Origin of the sequence: Sphingobacterium sp. ML3W (genome assembly GCF_000747525.1) — a bacterium.
Lineage (GTDB): Bacteria > Bacteroidota > Bacteroidia > Sphingobacteriales > Sphingobacteriaceae > Sphingobacterium.
This window is the reverse complement of record NZ_CP009278.1, coordinates 1931390-1953372: the sequence shown is the minus strand read 5'-3', so window position 1 is coordinate 1953372 and position 21983 is coordinate 1931390. Positions and strand designations below refer to the sequence as shown.

The 21983-nt window shown below is 36.1% G+C and carries 14 protein-coding genes; 10 read left to right on the top strand and 4 right to left on the bottom strand.

Annotated elements, in window-relative coordinates:
* Nucleotides 1-36: 36 nt before the first annotated feature.
* From KO02_RS08475 to KO02_RS08455, 5 genes are all read left to right on the top strand, one after another.
* Complete coding sequence (locus KO02_RS08475; RefSeq protein WP_038697512.1) at nucleotides 37-2136, top strand: heavy metal translocating P-type ATPase; 2100 nt, start codon at nucleotides 37-39, stop codon at nucleotides 2134-2136.
* A gap of 162 nt (nucleotides 2137-2298) precedes the next feature.
* On the top strand, nucleotides 2299-4881 hold the full coding sequence (gene gyrA, locus KO02_RS08470) for a DNA gyrase subunit A (protein ID WP_038697510.1): 2583 nt from the start codon (nucleotides 2299-2301) through the stop codon (nucleotides 4879-4881).
* 5 nt (nucleotides 4882-4886) lie between these two features.
* Nucleotides 4887-5984, top strand: a complete 1098-nt coding sequence (locus tag KO02_RS08465) for a tetratricopeptide repeat protein (RefSeq protein WP_038697508.1) — start codon at nucleotides 4887-4889, stop codon at nucleotides 5982-5984.
* A gap of 2 nt (nucleotides 5985-5986) precedes the next feature.
* Complete coding sequence (locus KO02_RS08460) at nucleotides 5987-7156, top strand: tetratricopeptide repeat protein (RefSeq protein ID WP_038697506.1); 1170 nt, start codon at nucleotides 5987-5989, stop codon at nucleotides 7154-7156.
* 280 nt (nucleotides 7157-7436) lie between these two features.
* Nucleotides 7437-8510, top strand: a complete 1074-nt coding sequence (locus tag KO02_RS08455) for a fatty acid desaturase family protein (protein WP_038697504.1) — start codon at nucleotides 7437-7439, stop codon at nucleotides 8508-8510.
* Between the two features lie 381 nt (nucleotides 8511-8891).
* On the opposite strand, the gene KO02_RS08450 is transcribed toward KO02_RS08455, so the two are convergent.
* Together KO02_RS08450 and KO02_RS08445 are read right to left on the bottom strand one after the other, a co-directional pair.
* Nucleotides 8892-11474 (bottom strand): TonB-dependent receptor, encoded by a 2583-nt coding sequence (locus KO02_RS08450; protein ID WP_038697502.1) that lies wholly within the window; start codon nucleotides 11472-11474, stop codon nucleotides 8892-8894.
* A 473-nt stretch (nucleotides 11475-11947) separates the two neighbouring features.
* Entirely contained in the window at nucleotides 11948-13414 is a 1467-nt protein-coding gene (locus KO02_RS08445; protein WP_038697500.1) for an aminoacyl-histidine dipeptidase, read from the bottom strand.
* 52 nt (nucleotides 13415-13466) lie between these two features.
* On the opposite strand from KO02_RS08445, the gene KO02_RS08440 reads away from it, so the two are divergent.
* Together KO02_RS08440 and KO02_RS08435 are read left to right on the top strand one after the other, a co-directional pair.
* Complete coding sequence (locus tag KO02_RS08440; RefSeq protein ID WP_038697498.1) at nucleotides 13467-14054, top strand: sugar O-acetyltransferase; 588 nt, start codon at nucleotides 13467-13469, stop codon at nucleotides 14052-14054.
* Between the two features lie 110 nt (nucleotides 14055-14164).
* Nucleotides 14165-15706, top strand: coding sequence for a DUF3943 domain-containing protein (locus KO02_RS08435; RefSeq protein ID WP_081918482.1), 1542 nt, complete (start codon nucleotides 14165-14167; stop codon nucleotides 15704-15706).
* A gap of 7 nt (nucleotides 15707-15713) precedes the next feature.
* Here the strand turns inward: KO02_RS08435 and KO02_RS08430 are convergent, their stop codons facing one another.
* Nucleotides 15714-16151 carry a GNAT family N-acetyltransferase gene (locus KO02_RS08430; RefSeq protein WP_038697496.1) on the bottom strand — a complete coding sequence of 146 codons (438 nt, stop codon included), beginning with the start codon at nucleotides 16149-16151 and terminating at the stop codon, nucleotides 15714-15716.
* Between the two features lie 251 nt (nucleotides 16152-16402).
* Here KO02_RS08430 and KO02_RS08425 point away from each other — a divergent pair, with 251 nt between their 5' ends.
* The 3 genes from KO02_RS08425 to KO02_RS08415 are packed head-to-tail and all read left to right on the top strand — an operon-like array spanning nucleotide 16403 to nucleotide 18765.
* The gene (locus KO02_RS08425) at nucleotides 16403-17659 is read left to right on the top strand and encodes a putative DNA modification/repair radical SAM protein (protein ID WP_038697494.1); all 1257 of its coding nucleotides are present in this window, start codon (nucleotides 16403-16405) and stop codon (nucleotides 17657-17659) included.
* Between the two features lies 1 nt (nucleotide 17660).
* Entirely contained in the window at nucleotides 17661-18425 is a 765-nt protein-coding gene (locus KO02_RS08420; RefSeq protein ID WP_038697492.1) for a TIGR03915 family putative DNA repair protein, read from the top strand.
* 58 nt (nucleotides 18426-18483) lie between these two features.
* A complete protein-coding gene (locus KO02_RS08415; protein ID WP_038697490.1) occupies nucleotides 18484-18765 on the top strand; it encodes a GNAT family N-acetyltransferase in 282 nt (93 codons plus the stop codon).
* Nucleotides 18766-18988: 223 nt separating this feature from the next.
* On the opposite strand, the gene leuS is transcribed toward KO02_RS08415, so the two are convergent.
* Nucleotides 18989-21772, bottom strand: a complete 2784-nt coding sequence (gene leuS / locus KO02_RS08410; protein WP_038697488.1) for a leucine--tRNA ligase — start codon at nucleotides 21770-21772, stop codon at nucleotides 18989-18991.
* Nucleotides 21773-21983: the final 211 nt, after the last annotated feature.

Genomic DNA, 21983 nt, shown 5'->3' with positions numbered 1-21983 from the left:
TAAGTATATTTGCAAGAGACCCATGGTTGAATAAGTATGGATAAAGAAATAACAACAATAGAACTTACCGTAACAGGGATGCATTGCACAAATTGCGCAATCGCTATCCACCAATATTTAGAAAAAAATGAGGCACAAAATATATATGTCGATTTTGCCTCTGATGAAGTCAAGTTCTCTGGTATAGCAGAAGAAAATCTAAAAGAAATAACAAAAGGAATAGAAAATTTAGGTTTTCAAGTGATAACGGATCAGGCTCCGAAAGAACGTTTCTATAAAACAATAGAAGCTAAATTTTGGTTTAGTCTGATTTTCACACTTCCATTATTTGCACACATGTTCGTCCATCACCCTTTATTGCACGACCCTTATGTGCAACTAGGCTGCTGTATTCCCGTGTTTTTACTCGGATTTTTTCACTTTGGTAAAAGTGCTTTCTTTTCTCTTAAGAACGGCATGCCTAATATGGATGTACTGATATTTATTGGTGCAACAGCCGCCTTTACCTATAGCTTAATTGGAACACTCCATAATCTTGGCTCTGATTACATGTTTTATGAGACTTCCGCTACTATTATCACATTAGTTCTATTAGGGAATCTCCTTGAAAAAAAATCCATCAAAAAGACAACATCTGCAATTGGAGACCTCATCAAGATTCAAAATGTGACTACTACAAAAATTACCGATGATCAAGAGGAAATTATACATACCAAAGATGTTAAACAAGGTGATGTATTACTTATCAAGTCAGGAGATCTTATTCCTGTGGACGGTGACATCTTAACAGGCGATGGTTTCATCGATGAAGCCATGGTCACTGGAGAAAGTCTACCTGTATTCAAAAAAAAATACGATGCTGTCATCGGCGGAACAACCTTAACAGAGGGACATATCAAAATGACCGCCACAAAAGTTGGTCGAAAAACGGTATTGTCCCAAATCATATCGCTCATTAAAGAGGCGCAGTCAAAAAAACCTCCTATTCAAAAATTAGGTGACAAGGTAGCATCCTATTTTGTTCCTATAGTCGTCGTCATTGCACTATTCACCTTTTTCATAACCTATTTTATTGCAGAGGTATCATTGCAACAATCTTTAATGAATGCAATTGCCGTTCTTGTTGTATCCTGTCCGTGCGCTATGGGATTAGCCACTCCTACTGCTGTCATGGTGGGGTTAGGAAGGGCCGCTCGAATGGGGATACTTATCAAAGGGGGTGACACCATTGAAGAAATGTCAGACCTCAAATACATGGTATTCGATAAAACGGGCACATTAACAACTGGCGATTTTAATATTAAGGCGATTCAAACTTTCGGTATTGACCAAAAACAAGTTGAATCTATCATTGCGCAATTAGAGAGCTATTCTAACCACCCCATTGCAAAGTCAATAAGACAGCATATGACAGAGGTAAAAGCGTATCGAATAATCTTTCAACATGTCAAAGAGGTTAAAAGCGAAGGCATCTATGCAACAGATACGAACAACAATAAATACAAATTGACTAATGCACGATTGGGGAAAGTAGATTACTCTAACCGCTATGATCTGGTGCTCTCCATTAATGATGTTGTTGTTGCAGGATTGGTAATAGAAGACCAGATAAAACCTTATGCAAAAGAATTGATCCAGACAATCAAATCTAAAAATATCATACCTGTAATACTAAGTGGTGACCGTAAAAGCAAATGTGATTTAGTTGCTCAAAGACTTGGAATAGCCAAAGTTTATGCCGACCGCAACCCGGAAGAGAAACTGAACATCATCAATACCCTAAAGAAATCCGGTATTACAGCTATGGTGGGAGATGGAATCAATGATGCCCCAGCTCTTACAACAGCTCATGTAGGCATCTCTTTAGGAGATGCAAGTCATATTGCGATTCAATCTGCAAAAATCATCTTATTAAACTCTGATCTTAAATCGGTTGAAAATCTACTCCTTATTGGAAAACATACCCTGCAAACGATCAAAGAAAACCTATTCTGGGCTTTTGCTTACAACATAATAGCCATACCACTTGCGGCGACCGGATACTTAGGTCCCATGTTAGCTGCGTTTTCGATGGCTTTCTCGGATATAATTGTGATTGGTAATTCTCTCCGTCTACGTTTAAAAAAACTAAGATAAATAGACAGCATATATGCCTATATTTTTTTAAAAATATAGTCTATTTTTTCAGTATCTTGAGCTTCAAAATATTCGCATTTGAGGTTATTTTTTCGTAACTTCGCATGCGTAGCAATCCGTGTAGACGGTATTGTTTAATAGTTTTATCGAAACCAAATTAATATGGCTGAAGAAACAGAAAATGATAATAATTTAGTGCCTGCAAACGATCGAATTATTTCGGTAAGTATCGAGGATCAGATGAAAACTGCATACATTGATTATTCAATGACAGTTATTGTTTCTCGTGCATTACCAGATGCTAGAGATGGTATGAAACCTGTACACCGTCGTGTTCTTTACGGCATGTTGGATTTAGGTGTTACAAGTACTAAACCTTACAAAAAATCAGCGCGTATCGTTGGTGACGTTCTAGGAAAGTACCATCCACATGGTGATACTTCCGTTTACGATGCAATGGTACGTCTAGCACAAGATTGGAACATGCGCTATCCTTTAGTGGATGGTCAAGGTAACTACGGTTCTGTCGATGGAGATCCTCCTGCTGCAATGCGTTATACTGAAGCGAGACTTAAGAAAATTGCTGAGGACATCTTATCGGATATCAATAAAGATACAGTAGACTATCAATTGAACTTTGATGACTCGCTACAAGAGCCAACAGTATTGCCCACACGTGTTCCTAATTTATTAGTGAATGGTGCTTCTGGTATTGCAGTTGGTATGGCTACAAATATGGCGCCACACAACTTGACAGAGGTAATCAACGGTACAGTTGCCTATATTAACAACCGTGATATTGACATCCCTGAATTGATGCAATACATCAAAGGACCAGATTTTCCTACAGGTGGTTTAATCTATGGTTATTCAGGTGTGCAAGATGCTGAAACCACAGGACGCGGTCGTGTTGTGATGCGTGCAAAAACCGAAATTGAAGTATCAAAGTCAGGTAGAGAATCAATCATAGTCACGGAGATTCCATATCAAATCAATAAAGCGAATATGATTGAACGTACCGCGGAATTGGTTAATGAGAAAAAATTAGAAGGTATTTCCGCTATTCGTGACGAGTCTGACCGTACAGGTTTACGTATAGTATACGATGTTAAACGCGATGCAAATGCCAATGTTGTTCTAAACAACCTCTTTAAATATACTGCGCTACAAACCTCATTTTCAGTAAACAATATTGCTCTTGTCAAAGGGAGACCAGTATTGATGAATCTGAAAGATATGATTCAGGTCTTCGTAGATCACCGTCATGAGGTTATTACACGTCGTACACGATTTGAATTGGCAGAAGCTGAGAAAAGAGCACATATCCTTGAGGGATATTTAATCGCTCTAGATCATTTGGATGAAGTGATTAAACTTATTCGTGCTTCTGCAACACCAGAAGATGCACGCGTAGGTTTAATGGAGAAATTCGGTTTATCTGACCTCCAAGCACGTGCTATCCTAGACATGACTCTTCGTCGTTTAACAGGCCTTGAGCATGATAAAATTAAGGAAGAATATGCTGAATTAATGAAAACAATTGATTACTTAAAATCTGTTTTAGCAGACGAGAGTCTTCGTATGCAAATCATTAAGGATGAATTGATCGAGATCAGAGAGAAATATGGTGACGAGAGAAGATCAATCATTGTTCATTCAGCGGAAGATATGCGTATGGAAGATTTTATTGATGATGAAGAAATCGTTATTACAATCTCTCATAATAGCTATGTAAAACGTACTCCCCTTACCGAATACAAACGTCAAGGAAGAGGTGGTCGCGGCTCTATTGGGTCAAGCACACGTGAAGAAGACTTTACAGAACACATTATTACTGCTTCAGCGCATAATTATATGTTATTGTTTACGGAATCTGGTCGTTGTTTCTGGCTTCGTGCATTTGAAGTCCCAGAAGGAAGTAGAACTTCCCGAGGACGTGCTTTACAGAATATTATCAATATCCCGAAAGACGAAAAAATTAAAGCGTACATATTAGTGAAGAATTTAAAAGACCAAGAGTACTTGGAAAACAACTTCATCATTATGTGTACTAAGAAAGGTACAATTAAGAAAACTTCTTTAGAGGCATACTCTCGCCCTCGCGCTAATGGTATCAATGCTATTAATATCAATGAAGGCGATCAGTTATTAGAAGCTTGCTTAACCAGTGGAACGAGTGAAATCGTAATGGCTTTACGTTCTGGACGTGCTATTCGCTTTAATGAATCAACAGTAAGACCTATGGGTAGAACTGCTACTGGTGTACGTGGTATTACTTTAGGCAGCGAAAGCGATGAAGTAATTGGTATGATTAGTGTAGATGATCCACAGACTACGGTTCTTGTTGTCTCTGAAAAAGGATATGGAAAACGTACTGATATTGAAGATTATCGTGTTACAAATCGTGGTGGTAAAGGTGTAAAAACTATCAGTGTTACAGAAAAAACTGGTAATTTAGTTGCTGTGAAGGGTGTTAATGATACCGAAGATTTAATGATTATCAATAAATCAGGGATTGTTATTCGGATTTCAGTAGAAGGATTAAGAGTAATGGGCCGTGCAACGCAGGGTGTACGCTTAATAAACTTGAAAGGCGATGACGAAATAGCATCCATCACTAAGGTAGATCGTGAAGAAGAAGAAGAGGAGCTAGAAGAAGAAACGCTAGCAATTGAGGGTGATGAAAATTCTACAGAAAATACAGAACCTGATCAAGATGATAAATCGGAATCTAACGAAGAATAAATAGAATGAAAGCATTATTGACATCATTAGTACTGTCAGCTACAAGTTTAACTGTTGTTGCCCAATCCAATATAAAGGAGGGCAACAACAGTTTTGCACTTTATACGCAAACTGGAGATATAAAAAATCTAGAAAATGCTCGAAAGTTTAGCGATGCTGCATTTAAGACTAGAAAAGACTCCTCCTCAGTACGAAATAATATTTTAAGAGGATTAGTTTATAGTTCTTTTGCAGTTGCAGATTCCACACGAAGCCAAAAGTATACTTTAGACCCCATCGATGAAAGTTTTAATGCTTTAAAATTTATTAATAAGAAAAAGGCCTATAAAAACTTCCCTACTGAAGTTGACTACATTAAACAAAATCTAGCCACTGCCCTTATCTACAAATCTAACACTGATTTAAAGAATAATAAATTTGAAGATGCCTATATGGGATTTCTGAAAGTGGATTCTCTGGGCTTTAAAAATGCTGATTTAAAGTTTAATTTAGCAACTTTAGCGGTAAGTAGCAAAAAGTATCCTGATGCTATAAAATACTATAAAGAGCTAATCAATCAAGATTCTAGAAAAGCACAATATTATATAGAACTTGCAGCTGTATATGAAAAAATCGGGACTAAACAAGATGAGCTTAATACGCTAACAGCAGGAAGATTAGAATTTCCACAAAATAAAGAAATTCTTTTTAAACTCATCGACATCTATTCCAAAAATGAATCTTACGGTGCTATACTTCCAATTATAGATGAAGCAATTAAATTAGAGCCCGAAAATGTCGAGTTAAATTATTTGGCAGGATACGCCTATGAAGATGCTAAAGATATTCGAACTGCAAAACAATATTACAATCAAGTTTTGCGTTTAGATGCTAATAACTATGCTTCAAATTTAGCTTTAGGACTTATTTATTTAAAAGATTTCCTGAAATCAAAAAATGACGAAGATAAGCAGTATGCACAATCTTTTCTTTTGAAAGCAAATGAAATTAAACCATATGATGTGAATGCTCTTAATGCTCTATCGACATATTACAGTGCGATTGAGGACTTTGTGCAATTAGATCGTGTGAATATATTATTAAATCAATTAACAGTTAATTAGAGATGAACATTAAATCATTATTATTATTGGCAGCTATCGCATCGGCAGGCACATCTGTTTATGCACAAAAAAATAATGTTAATAAAGCAAAAACGGGTATAGCAAAATTTGAGGAACTTAAAGCTGCTGGAACTGCACAATTAGCGCTACCTAACTTAAAAACTGCACAAGAAGCTATCGATCTTGCTATTGTTAATGACAAAACAAAGGAAAATCCAGAAGCATGGACAATATACTCGCTAGTGTATGCCAATTTAGCAACTTTAGATAAGTCTGCCGAAGATGCTAAAAAAGCTGAGGATGGAATTGCTAAAGCAAAATCCTATGACAGTGATGGCGCTAATAAAGACAACATCCGCATTGCAGAACAGGTATTAGGTCAGTTTAACTTCAATAATGGTGCTGAAGAATATCAGGGTCAAAAGTATAAAGAAGCCTATGATTCATTTGAAAAAGCACTTGTATACTTACCTGGTGATACAACATTAATTTATTACGGAGGTATTTCAGCTTTGCAAATAAATGATTACGACAAGGCAATTGCTAAATATAAAGAACTGATTCCTGTAAAAGAATTTTCTTCTCACAAACAGGTTGTTGTTGATTTACCAAAATTATTTTTATCTGCAAAAGATACAACTTCAGCATTAGAGTACGCTGCAAAAGCAGTAGAATTATATCCTGAAGATAACGCTGCAGCCGTTCAAAACATTGAGTTTAATTTGATTTCTGGTCGTGAAAAAGAAATTGTAGCTGGCATTACATCACAGCTCGCAAAAGACCCTAATAATAAAAGCTTAAACTATTATCTCGGTATCGCTCAATCTGCTAATAAGAATGATGAAGCAGCTTTAGAAGCTTATAAAAAAGCTTTAGCGATTGACCCTGATTATTTCGAAGCAAATACAAATATGGCAATCACTATGATGAATGGTGTACGTGAGAAACTAAATGTCTTAAATAATGATAGAACACTTAGCCAAGCAAAATATAACGAAGGCGTTAACAAAATCAAAGAAGAAATAAAACCCGCTTTGGTATACCTAACAAAAGCAGTTGAGTTGCAACCTACTAATATTGATGCTCTGACTAATTTAAAAAATTATTACATTTTCATGCAAGATGAAGCTAAAACTTCAGAAGTTACTGCGAAAATAGATGCTCTAAATTAGATTAATCATTAATTTAAAATGAAGGGGCTTACATTAATTTTGTAAGCCCTTTTTAATTTAAAAATTCTCTAAAATAATTGGATTATAAACAATGTACCTTTACTGATTAATAATAAAATTCTACTCTTATATTATTAACTTTTCAAAAGCTTTAACTTAAATTAACAACATTAAAAAAAATAATTGTTACCTTTATAAAAATAATAAATTTCATCAATATAAGCTCTGTATGCAAAACCTAATTTCAACCATTAATTTTTAACAGAGTTAATCGATCTCAATGAAAACAACAATAAAATTTAATAATGTTAATACACTATTTTCCAAATCTTTAAAGGAAAGAATTAACGATTATTTCAAAACAAATAAAATTCAAAAAACAGGAGAGAAAAAAATCCTGACAAAGGCAATTATTTTGTTTTTAACAGCTATATTTTTCTACATTATTTTAGTAGTAATTCAACCGCACTGGGCTATCAGCGTCATCGTCTGTATATTGCTTGGCATCAACTTCGCTGCCATAGGTTTTAATATTATGCATGATGCTGGTCATGATACTTTTTCCAAAAGTAAAAAGCTTAATAGCGTCTTATCTTATAGTTTTAATCTCTTGGGAGCCAATATTTATTTCTGGAAACTAAAACATAATATTGCTCATCACACTTATACCAATATTGAGGGTGAAGATCATGATATTGATATTAAGTTTATGCGTGTACATAAAGATCAGGAATTAAAAAAACATCACTCCTATCAAAAATATTATTTTATGCTTCTATATAGTGTTTCCTATTTAGCATGGATCTTCTATCAGGATTATGAAAAATACTTCTCGGAAACAATGGGAAGCAGAAAAAAATCATTTGATTTTCCATTGCGTGAAAAAGTTATTTTTTGGGTCAGTAAAATTGTTCACATTAGTATTTTTATCGTTATCCCTATTTTAGTTGTAGGTTGGTTGCCAACTTTAGTTGGATTATTAATATCTGGTATAGCTTGTGGTATATGTTTAGCAACTGTATTTCAATTAGCTCACGTATTAAGCGAAACCGAGTTTGTTGCATTAGAAGAAACTACAGATGCTACAAGAATGGAGAACGAGTGGATGATACATCAATTAAGCTCTACGGCTAATTTTGCAACAAAAAACAAATTCTTAACATGGATATTAGGAGGCTTAAATTATCAAGTAGAACATCATTTGTTCCCAAAAATAAGCCACATTCACTATCCTGCTATAAACAAATTAGTGAGAGAGACATGCATTGAGTTTAATGTCAAGTATCTCGAGTATAAGACATTCAATTCAGCGTTCAAATCACATGTCAGTGTAATTCAGTCTATGTCAAGATAATCGATATAACATATAAAAATAAAAAAGGCTAAGCATTATTGTTTAGCCTTTTTTATGCCCTTTTACCTTATTTAAAGCAATTCCGCTCTGGTGATTGACTTCCGCCCTACTACTAGTAATACATTAGATCTTTTGTACCTAATTAGTGGTTAGTGACAGTTTTGGACATAGCCGTTTAGAAATTAATAAACACTTATTATATTCAGATGGGCTATTGTTTTACTGGAATACCTTTAACCAAAAGCCAATTGCATCGTTAAAGTAATGCACGCAGACATCGGTTGATAAAGTTTGACTATTGTTTCCAGTCATATAGTTAAGCAAAAAGAGCCGTTGCAATAGATATTGCAACGGCTCTTTAATATGATATTTTCTACTCGCTTAGAATGTGAATTTCACAGAAGCATTCCATGTACGACCCCATCCCATTAATACAGAATTGGAGGTATCAATACCTTTCCAATATTGAGGATTTTCTTGGGCAACACTATTAGAGGTCGCTTCAGAAATATACAAGGTATCAAAGATATTATTGACATTCATACGGAAACTAATTGCATTTTTAGGACTAACTTCCAAACGGTACGATACACCTGCATCAACCAATTCGTAGTTTGGTAACTTCATTGTTGGAGCACTAGCAGGTAATGAACCATACAAATCCTCATAACGTCTATAGTCAGCATCGAATGAAAGACCTTTTATTACTTTGTATTTAGCACCTAAACCCCAACTTGTTTGAGAAGCTTCACCAACTTTCACACCCGTTAAATCTCTTTTTTCATTCGCTAACACCTCGCGGTTTTCATTACGAACAATAGTCTGTGCCATGCCATCATACTTCCAATCCCCAACAGATGCAAAACCTTTTAATTCAAAACCACGGAATGGACGAGCTACAAAATCCAATTCAATTCCTTTGTGATCTTGTTTTACACCGTAATTAGAAAAGTAAAGATAATCGCCCTCGACTAAAACAGACGGATCATTTGTCGGATTATATTTTTTAACATCAGCCGCAGTTGCATTTTTAGAACTTCCAGTCACACGATGTGCCCAAGTTGTTTTGTATGCATTTACATTCACGTCAAAATATTCAGATGCAAATTTATATCCAGCTTCTAGACCTAAGATTTCTTCATTTCTAGCTTCTCCATTAACATCATTTCTGTAGTTCATGAAGATGTTGTTCTGGTAAGGTTGGCGTGAATATAATCCGGCATTACCAAAGACTGTATGGTTACCTAAAGTATAACTTGCACCACCTTTTACGTTGTAACCTAAGTTATTGACATCTTTAGATTTTCCTTCACCTATTTTATAAAGATAATAATCCTGTCTGCTATTTTGTTGACCTGAAAGGGAACCTTGGAAAAATGCAGAAAAACCATCTTTTGCATATTCCAACTGTCCGAATAAACCAGCATATCTGATCATTTGTTCGTAATCCCAACCTAAACGGTCCTCTGCATTTTTAGGCTTATCGCCAAAAGATTTCCAAGGATTAGTGGTATAAGAATTCGGCGTTGTCATTGTACCATAGTTCACATTACCCTTATGAGAAATTGTTTCTTGACCTAATTTATCCGTTACTTGAATATAGTGTTCACCTTTATAGTCACGTAAATCGAAACCAACATTAAAGTTTAAGTTATCATTCAATTTACGATTGTAGTTAGACACTACACCAAACCATTGGTGATTATTCACCTGAGAAGCTAAAAATGGCTCAGGGTTTACATCTCTTTCAGTACGTTTAGACTGACCACCACCACTAGCAATAGAACCATATAATACCGTTGATAAAGATGATTTATCATCAATAGTCCAATCCCAGTTTAAGTTAGCAACAGGTTTGTGGTAGTAATTTTTACGTACATTCCTTTCCACACCGTTAATCGTCTCCACATTTGCATTGAATTTTCTTCCTTCTTTCAAGAAATTACTCAATGATGAAGTATAACCTTGGTTATGCCATTGCGGGGCACCTGTAACCATTAAGTTTAAGTTGTGCTTTTCATTTACTTTATAACCAACGGACAAGAAATAGTTCTGACCAGCACCTTCAGTACCGTTCATATAACCATTACCTTTCCATCCAGTGACCATTGCAGATACTGCAAATCCACTTTTCATTAAACCCGTATTGTATGCAATCGTTGATTTCACAAACATATCGTTACCGATTGATGTTTTAACAAAACCACCCTGTTGCATATCTGTAGATTTAGTTACAAAGTTAATCGTTCCCCCTACTGAAGAAATCGCTAATTTTGAAGAACCTAAACCACGTTGGATTTGCACTAAAGAAGCGATATCTGTCAAACCACTCCAGTTAGACCAATACACACGACCGTTGTCCATACCATTGATAGGTTGGCCATTTAATAAGAAAGCTGTGTTAGATTGATCAAATCCACGAGTCGTCATGGATGATTCTCCAAAACCTTTCGATTGACCAGATACATATACTCCTGGTGTATTTACCATTGAAGCAGTGATATCCATTGCTCCCACTTTTTCTTCAATAATCTGTTTTGTAATAGTAGAAACTGCAATAGGAGTTTTACGATCCTCTGCAATATCAATCAAACCACGGCCTACAATAACAACTTCATCTAAATTTGTACCAGATGATTCTGCAAAAATAGGATCTAATTGCAATGCTTCACCGGCTTTCAAAAAGACATTATCGTAAATAAGCGGTTTTTCACCGATATAGGTGACCTCGATTTTGTAAGGTCCCCCCTCTTGTAAATTTGCGATATTAAAATGTCCATTAGAATCTGCCGATCCGCTGAAGGTGGCTCCGCTTGACTGATGCGTAATTTTAATTGTTGCACCTGTCGTTGTTTGTCCAGTTGATTGTTTTACAACCCCTGTAACACTACTTGTAGTTGTTTGCGCATGGATTGTTCCATAACTAGCAACAGCAAGAGCAAAAAAAAGTAGAGACTTTTTCATGTAAGATGTGTTTGATATAGTTTTAATGCTGCAAAAGTAAAACTCCCTTACCTATTTAACTAATTTTAACATGCAATGAATATGTTAAAACACGTTTTTTGTAATCGTAATATTTACCAAAAACCTATCAAATAGAACGATAGGATAACAAAAAAACAATAAAAGGAAGGAAATCATTACATATTCAACTACAAAACCTCACATTAAATACATCAATTACAATTCTAGCTGGAATAACATTTTGTCATTTTTTGATAAATAACAAAAGCATACTCTCACTAAAAGACAGCTATTTGCAGGAGTAAATGTCATGATTAAGAAATAGGAAGATAAAGGAGTAAATAAGTATTTGTACCTCCCTTATTATGAGCAACTATAAGTAAATTTATATAAAATATATTAAAAACCACTACATGGTATACAAAAAAAGGCTTAAAAATTAATTTAAGCCTTTTAATATTCGTTGTTTCAGTTTATTTATTAGGAATTTCTTTCAAAATCTGCTTGACAAATGCCCAGTATTTTTGAACAGATGAAATCGACACCCGCTCTGCTGGCGAATGTGCTCCTAGAATTGTGGGGCCAAAAGAAATCATATCCATCTCAGGGTAATTGGTACCCAGTATGCCACATTCTAAGCCTGCATGACACGCTACAACTTTTGGTTCTTCATTATGTTGCTCCACATAAATACGTTTCAAAACCTCTAAAATTTCTGAATTTGCATTAGGTGTCCATCCTGGATAAGAACCAGAAAATTCAACATCAAATCCTGCCAACTCAAATGTTGCTTGTAGAGATTGCGCTAAATCAATTTTAGAACTTTCCACAGATGACCGAGTCAAGCATTGGATATTCATTTTTCCATTGCCAACTGTAACCTTAGCGATATTATTGGAAGTTTCCACTAAATCTTCAAAATCTGCACTTACACGATATACGCCATTTTGAGCAGCATAAACAGCATTTACCAGCAACTGTTGATCCAAAGAAGAGATAACATGAGCAGGAACAGTAGTTAATTTATCAATGGTAATCGTCAAATCTGCATCAACCGTCTTAAACTCATCTTGGATAGATTTTATAAGTGGTGCTAAATCTGATGCAAAATGATCTTCATGTTCCGAAGATACAATTACCGTCGCAACTGACTCACGTGGTATGGCATTTCGTAAGCTTCCGCCATTTAAAGTAGCGATTTGTAAACCAAACTCTTCGTAAGATTTATATAACAACCGGTTCATGATTTTATTTGCATTCCCCAAGCCTTTATGAATTTCAATTCCAGAGTGACCGCCATTTAAACCTTGAACTTTAATTTCAAAAGCTACCGCTCCAGAAAGACTTGCCTCCTCTTTATAAGACTTCGTTGCAGTCACATCAATCCCACCTGCACAACCGATATCGATTTCATCATCTTCTTCCGTATCCAGGTTCAACAAGATGTCTCCTGTAAGGATTCCTCCTTGCAAGCCCATTGCACCGGTCATACCCGTTTCTTCGTCAATTGTAAATAAAGCCTCTATAGCAGGATGCTGGATATCTTTAGAAGCTAAAATGGTCATAATAGTCGCAACACCAATTCCATTATCCGCACCTAGCGTTGTTCCTTTAGCTTTTACCCAGTCGCCATCGACAAACATGTCGATTCCCTGTGTATCAAAATCAAAAACAGTATCATTATTTTTTTGATGCACCATATCCAAGTGAGACTGCAATACAATCGTTTTACGGTCTTCCATACCAGCAGATGCCGCTTTTTTGATTATGACATTCCCAACATGATCTTTACTGACCTCAAGTCCTAATTTTTCACCAAAATCTAACATGAATGCGATAACGCGTTCTTCCTTCTTAGAAGCACGAGGAACTGCATTCAATGCAGAAAAATTTGCCCATAACTCTTGTGGAGCTAAAGCATCTAAATTATTATTTGCCATAATTTTTTATATTTCAACAACAAAGTTAGTTTTTTTGAAGTAATTTCGGCCCATGGATAACAAGAATCTAACGAATCCGTTTTATCGTGAATCTGGAAAAGAGCTTTTTGAAAAAAGACTTCAGGCTAAAATGCAGATTAAAAAATTTAATGATACAGAACCAAAATCTTTTAAAGAACGGCAGCTGGTCATTAAAAATCTATTGAATACAAAAACCAATCGTTTTTTTATTGAGCCTCCATTTTATTGTGATTATGGGTTTAACATCTCCATTGGCGACAATTTTTTTGCCAATTACAACTGCACGTTACTAGACGCTGCTCCGATTATTATCGGTAAAAACGTTTTATTTGGACCACAGGTATCCTTATTTACCTCTACTCATGCCATTCATCCGGAAGACCGTGCAAAAGGTTGGCAATGTTCAAAGTCCATCACAATAGCCGACAATGTTTGGTTAGGAGGCAATGTCATTGTTAATCCAGGTGTTCATATAGGTGAAAATAGTATTATTGGATCGGGGTCTGTTGTTACAAAAGATATTCCTGCCAATGTGATTGCTGCAGGAAATCCATGTCAAATAATCCGGACCATCACCGAAGCAGATAGACTGGAGATCAAAGATGCCGATGACTTTTAATCAGGACTAGGTCAAATTCATTCAATAGCAATCTTATTTTTTAACATTCCTCTAAAACTATTTAAGTTTGTTACTTGTTTAAGACATTAAGCCGGGTATATATGATCAAAATGACTAAAATTAGATTTCTTTCTTTATATGTGATACTCCTCCTCCTGCAGGTCCTGATTTCAACACGAGCGCTACATGCGCAAGAATACATACAGGAGTATCGAGATACTGTAAATAAATTTAAACCATTAAATGACACAATATACTCAGATACAATCATTTGTCACAGAATTTCAGCTAATTCATCACCAACTGTCCTTCAAAATCGAAATTATCAAAACAAAATATATCAAATCCCCAATTATCAAGATACGATTAACCATAACCCCAGAAAGCACTTTGCTAGAGCGGGAACCGAATGGTTTATGTTTCAAGCATTACCTGCCTCGTTCAATTATTTTATAAGAAAAGATCCCTATTCTCATATTACATTAAACAACTGGTTCAAACATTTAAAACCAAATGCATGGGCATGGGACGATAATGCGTTTGCAACTAACCAAATCGCTCATCCTTATCATGGGCAGTTGTATTTTAATGCATTCCGGTCCAACAATTATTCATTTTTACAATCATCCCTCGCCACCCTAGCAGGAAGCTTTATCTGGGAAACAGCTGGAGAAACACAAGCACCATCGATTAACGATTTAATCAACACCACTTATGGTGGGATTATTTTAGGAGAAATAACACATAGGATTTCGCAAAATGTCTTATCAAGACCAACAAATTCGCTAGCCGAACGACAAGGTAAGGAAGTGTTAGCCTTTTTTATTAACCCTGTCAATGGCTTGAACCGATTGTTAGATGGACGTTGGGGCAGAGTGGTAAAAGGCTCTGTAAAAGACTCTTCAAATGTCAAAGCAGAGATTGATTTTGGTATTCGCCGATTCGACACGAAGGACTTAGATATCATTAACAAGGGAAAATCAGATTATTTTGTTCGATTGAGTCTTATTTACTCCAATGATGACATGGAGAAGAAAAAACCATTTGATGATTTTTACGTCAATCTAGAAGTCGGCGGAGACGACAGTTCATTTGTCAACACCGTCAATATATATGCATCGTTATATGGCAAACGTGTATTAAAAAATTTACCAGGACGACATCTTGGTGTTCTTTCTGCTAATTATGACTTTTATCATAATGAGGCATTCTTCTACGGTGCACAAAGCTTAAACTATAATATGATTTCGACCTTTAGTTTAGGTGGAAACAATCATTTAAGAACAACTTTGGGTGGAGGCCCCGTATTACTTGCAGCGGTACCTGACCCCTATCTTCTTTTTGGTGACAGCAGAAACTACAACTATGGCCCCGGTATAGATATACGTGGTGCAGGTGAAATAAGTGTATGGAAAAGATTTAAATTTGGAGCGCAATATCACGGAGGTTACTTTGTGACCATCAGCGGTAATGAATCACACTATTTTTTACATACTGCTTCCGTTAGTGGTAGTCTACGCTTATTGAAAAACTTCTCTATCAACCTAAACTCAGGATATTTTAGATTAGAAGGCAATTTCAAAGATCATCAGGATATAGATAAAAGCTATCCTTTTGCTCGACTATCTCTTGGTTACAATGTATTGTTTTAAGGGCCGATCAAGTTAATTCATCAGATAAAAGAACTTTCATACGCACATATTCTAATCCCTTTTTGAAAAAGGACTGGCTCTGTATTTTCATGCCAACCCCTTCGTAAAAAGATACCGCTCCTATTCGAGCATCGCAAAATAGCGAAGAGGCCCGCCACAGTCTACAAAAGTTAAAAACCGCATGAAGCAACGCTGTACCTATGCCGTAACCTTGAAAATTAGGCAATACTGCAAATTTTCGAAATTGATAACATCCCTCATCAATCTCAAAAACAGAAATAACGCCAACCAATACCCCTTCTATAGTCGCTGCAAAATGTGTTCCTTCAAAATCATCATCAATCATCACATCTTTTAAAGAGCCATGCGGATATAATACCTCTTGACGGATTTTCCAAGTACGTGAAGCAATAACTTGTTCGATATACAATTGATCTATTTTCATGCTATGGCATATTTAATAAAAAGATAATAACATGCGTGTAACCAAACAAGCATAATTCTTTTGAGCCTATTTCGTTACAAATAATTTTTATTTATAAAAATTCGAAAATTTTAGATAAACAATGAATACTGTAATTTCAATAGCCTAAAATAATAAAATAACTTCTCCAAACGCACCCTTCTTTGCCCTAAATTATCACAAGTCGTAGAATAACTAACAATATTAGTATATTTGCTAAAATTAATAGAGATATGTCCGATCGTATATTTAAAAAACTTCATATTCTAGCAGATGCCGCCAAATACGACGTAAGCTGCAGTTCAAGTGGTAGCAATAGAGCTAATAAAAATAAAGGGATTGGCAATGCCAATCAGAGCGGCATTTGCCATTCCTATACCGAAGATGGTCGTTGCGTCTCTTTATTAAAGATCCTATTGACCAATCATTGCATTTACGATTGTGCCTACTGTGTCTCCAGAAAAAGCAATGATATCGAGCGTGCGGCATTCACCGTACAGGAGGTTGTTGATCTAACTATCAATTTTTACAGAAGGAATTACATTGAAGGGTTATTTTTAAGTTCTGGTATTTTCAAAAATGCCGATTACACGATGGAAAGATTAGTTTCCATTGCTAAAAAATTACGGTTAGAGCATAAATTCAATGGATACATCCACTTAAAGACCATCCCCGGATCAAGTGATGAACTCGTCCATGAAGCAGGCTTATATGCCGACCGTCTGAGCATCAATCTAGAAATTCCGACAAAAGAAGGGCTCAAACTGTTAGCACCAGATAAAAGCCGTGAAGAAATGATTCTGCCCATGCGCTATCTCAAAAATGAAATTATTAGAACTAATGAAGAACGAAAGGTCATCAAATCTACCCCAACCTTTGCACCAGCAGGCCAAAGTACCCAAATGATTATTGGTGCATCTGGCGAGTCCGATAAACACATCATATTGACGGCTCAGCATTTTTATAAAAAATATCATTTGAAACGCGTCTATTACTCCGGATATGTTCCCATTTCCTATGATAAACGACTACCTGAAATCGGTACAGCTGTACCCATGGTACGAGAGAACAGATTATATCAGTCCGATTGGCTCATGCGTTTCTATGGTTTCAAGGCAGAAGAGATTGTCAATGACACCCATCCATTATTGGATCTAGACATCGATCCAAAACTAAGTTGGGCCTTGCGAAATCAGCATGCATTTCCTGTTGATATCAATAAGGCCAATTATCACACTATTTTGCGCGTACCTGGAATTGGAGTGCAGTCAGCAAAAAAAATCATCATGGCTAGACGCTTTGGTCCATTGCGCATTGAACACCTTCAAAAACTAGGCGTCGCCACCAATCGTGCAAAATACTTTATCACCTGTCTTGGTTTTCAACAGATCTATGCAGACAAATCTGGAACAAATATCAAGCAGTATATATTAGCTCAATCGACAAGCAAGTATACCAAAAACAATAGTCAACAATTAACCTTGTTTTAAAATGCTAAAAACACTTCTCTATGATGGCAGTTGGACGGGCCTGATGACCATAGTATTTTGCTCCTACGAATATAAATGGCAAATTGCGACTATCCAGCACAATGCCCAATACATACAGTCAGGCTTATTTGTTACCACAGAAAACATCATCTCAGACGATGATAAAGCCAAACGTGTCCTCCTCGGATTGGAAAAGAAAATAGGTATTCAGGGTATCAAAGAATTATATTACGTATTCCTTTCAGAAATAAAACATCGTGAGCTCTTGATCCTGCGTAGTATCTCCTATTATTTTAATTCAGAAAACAAACCCAATCTCAACTATGCTAATGACGACATCTTACAGATAAAAAAGATAGTTCGTTCAGTATCAAGAGAAAAGCACCGTTTAAAAGCATTTGTCAGATTTCAAAAAATGAAAGATGGATTATATTTTGCCAATCTTGAGCCTGATTTCAATGTACTACCCTTGATGGTCAACTTTTTCAAAGAGCGTTTTGCAGATCAAAAATGGCTTATCTACGATTTAAAACGCCATTTCGGCATCTATTATGATTTAGATCAGGTAGTAGAAGTACAATTCAGCAATACTTTCAATAGCGATTACATAGCCTTCCATTTAGATGATGAAGAATTACGCTATAGTTACCTCTGGAAACATTACTTTGATTCGGTCAACATTAAAGAACGTAAAAACACAAAATTGCATGTGCAAAGTCTGCCTAAACGGTATTGGAAATATTTAAATGAGAAAAATTTATTATAAAAATCTTATTTTTACAAAACCAAAGTCAGAAATGAACTGTTTATTTAAATAAAAAGAGATGACTATAAAAAATATTGAAGACGAGAAAAAAGGTCAAATAGTTGCAGAAATTGATGGTAAAGAAGCTGGTGTTATGGGATATACTTGGGCTGGGGAAGATAAATTCATCATTGACCATACTGAAGTTCACCCTGGATTTGAAGGCAATGGAGTTGGTAAAAAACTAGTGTTAGAAGCAGTAGATTATGCCCGAAAGAAAAATGTTAAAATAATGCCCCTTTGTCCTTTTGCAAAATCTGTTTTCGACAGAACAGAAGCATTTCAAGATGTCCTGTTTTAAGCCTTTAATCGAAGTGTTAAAGACAAATTCATTGGTAACAATGAGCCCAAATAATAAAAGTAAAACTGGTAAGTCATAGTTTATCAACATCATAAACTAAAATTGATATGCAAAAGATCACTATTTTGCAAATCACGGCATCTTAAGTAAAAATAGACATTAAAAAAAAAAGACGCTTCCATTTTTCTGAAAGCGTCTTTTTTATACTTATTGATTGTTCAACTTAAATCACAACATTGATGATTTTACCTTTCACAAAGACAAGTTTCTTCAACGGCTTACCATCCATAAAACGCTGTACATCTGGATTTGATAGGACAATCTCCTCAACAGCTTTTGCATCTAAATCTAATGCTAGCAAGAGGTTTAATTTCATTTTACCATTGATAGAAACAGGATAAGCGAATTCCGACTCAACTAAATAATCTGCAATAAATTCTGGATAATTAGCATAAGAAATAGCACCGTCCTCATTACCTAACAAGGACCACAATTCTTCAGAGATATGTGGAGCATACGGTTGAAGTACTACAATCAGTTGCTCCAAAACAGCACGCTTATTACATTTTAGGTCTGTTAACTCATTCACACAAATCATAAATGCCGAAACCGAGGTATTGAAAGAGAATCTTTCAATATCTTCCTCTGCTTTTTTAATGATTTTATGCAAAGCTTTAAACTCAGCTTTAGTAGGCTGCTCATCAGATACCGCAAAGTTACCCGCTGCATCATGAAATAATCGCCATACTTTTCTAAGGAACTTATATACACCTTCTATACCATTCGTGTTCCATGGTTTTGCTTGTTCCAATGGTCCTAAGAACATTTCATACAGACGCAGCGTATCTGCACCATAAGCTTCAATGATATCGTCAGGATTGACAACATTGAACTTAGACTTAGACATTTTTTCTACTTCTGTTCCACAGACATATTTACCATCTTCCAAAATAAATTCAGCATGCGCATAATCTGGTCTCGAAGCTTTAAACTTATCTACATTCAATACATCATTCACCACGATATTAACATCTACGTGCAGTGGAATCGTATTATATTGATCCTTCAATCCATATGACACATAGGTATCCGTCGCTTTCCCCTCATCACCCAATATGCGATACACAAAGTTAGAACGACCTTGGATCATTCCTTGGTTGATCAACTTTTTGAAAGGCTCCTCCTCATTATGAAAACCCAAATCCTTCAAAAACTTATTCCAGAAGCGTGAGTACAGCAAGTGACCTGTAGCATGCTCAGAACCACCAATGTATAAATCTACCGACTTCCAGTAAGCAACCGCTTCTTTAGAAACAAAAGCTTCTGCATTTTGAGGATCCATATATCTGAACCAGTACCAAGAAGAACCTGCCCATCCTGGCATTGTACTCAATTCATACTCGTATTGATCCTCATACTTCCAGTTTTCTGCACGCCCCAAAGGTGGCTCACCAGTTTCAGTAGGTAAGTATTTATCGACCTCAGGTAACAATAAAGGTAGCTCCTCTTCTTTGATCAAATAAGGTAAACCATTTTTGAAATATACAGGAACCGGCTCACCCCAGTAACGCTGACGACCAAAAATAGCATCACGCATGCGGTAGTTAATTTTTGCCTTCCCTAATTTCAATTCTTCCAATTTCGCAATCACAGCAGTCACACCCTCTTGGTAGTTCATGCCATTCATAAAATCAGAGTTGATATATTTGCCATCCTTATTAGCGTCAGCTTCCTCTTCGATTTGCTGCGAATCAGAAATCTGAACAATAGGCAAATTAAAATGCTTTGCAAACAAGTAATCACGTTGATCTCCCGAAGGAACCGCCATTACAGCACCTGTTCCATAGCTTGCCAACACATAATCAGCAATCCATATCGCAACGTCCTCTCCCGTGATCGGGTGTTTGGCATATGAACCTGTAAAAGCACCCGATACCGTCTTCGTATCAGACATACGATCTAGTTCCGATTTTTTACTCGTCTTATCAATATATGCACTGATTTCAACTTGTTGCTCATCAGTCGTTAATTTAGAAACCAATTCATGCTCCGGAGCCAAAACAACAAATGAAACACCAAAAATAGTATCCACGCGTGTCGTGAACACTTCAATATTCGTATCCAATTGTGGAACCGGAAACTTCACCAAAGCACCAACAGACTTGCCGATCCAGTTACGTTGCATCTCAACCAATGGTTCTGGCCAATCAACAAGCTCCAATCCTTGCAACATACGATCAGCATATGCCGTAATACGCATAGACCATTGCATCATCTTCTTCTGTTCAACAGGGTGTCCGCCACGCTCAGAAAAACCATTGATGACCTCATCATTGGCAAGCACTGTACCAAGAGCAGCACACCAGTTCACCGTACTTTCACGTAAGTAAGCGATACGGTATTTCAACAACTCACGCTGTTGTTTCTCTTCATCAAAGGCAAGCCATTCTTCAGCAGTAAACGATAATACATCATCATCAGAAACAGCATTAATTCCTTCAGAACCAGATTTTTCAAAACGTCCAATTAAAGTATCGATTAACTCTGCTTTATCCGACTCGTTGTTATACCAAGAATTGAATAACTGCATAAAAATCCATTGCGACCATTTATAATATGCCGGTTCAGAAGTACGCACTTCTCTGCTCCAATCAAAAGAAAAACCAATGTTATCCAATTGCTCACGGTAGCGATTTATATTCGCTTCAGTCGTGATGGCAGGGTGCTGTCCAGTTTGGATCGCATACTGCTCTGCAGGTAAGCCGAATGAATCATATCCCATAGGATGCAAAACATTGAAGCCTTTTAAACGTTTATATCTTGAAAAAATATCCGAAGCGATATAGCCAAGTGGATGACCGACGTGCAGACCCGCTCCAGAAGGATAAGGGAACATATCTAATACATAATATTTCGGTTTTTCATGCGTATCCGCTGATTTGAATGTTGCATGATCGGCCCAGAATTTTTGCCACTTTTTTTCTAACGATTTGTGATTGTACTCCATTTTTGTATTGAGGAATTTTGTAAGACTTGCGAAAATACGATTTTAATGGCGAATTGTAAGAAAAGTTTTGTAGTTTAAACAATAAATGATAGTATTGAAAAGTTAAATACAGAGGGGGTATCGAATTTTACACTTTTTATCAGAAAGTTATTACAAGTTTAATTCGAATTAATCCTCTCAAATCATTACTTTCGCAAATAAATTTTTATTG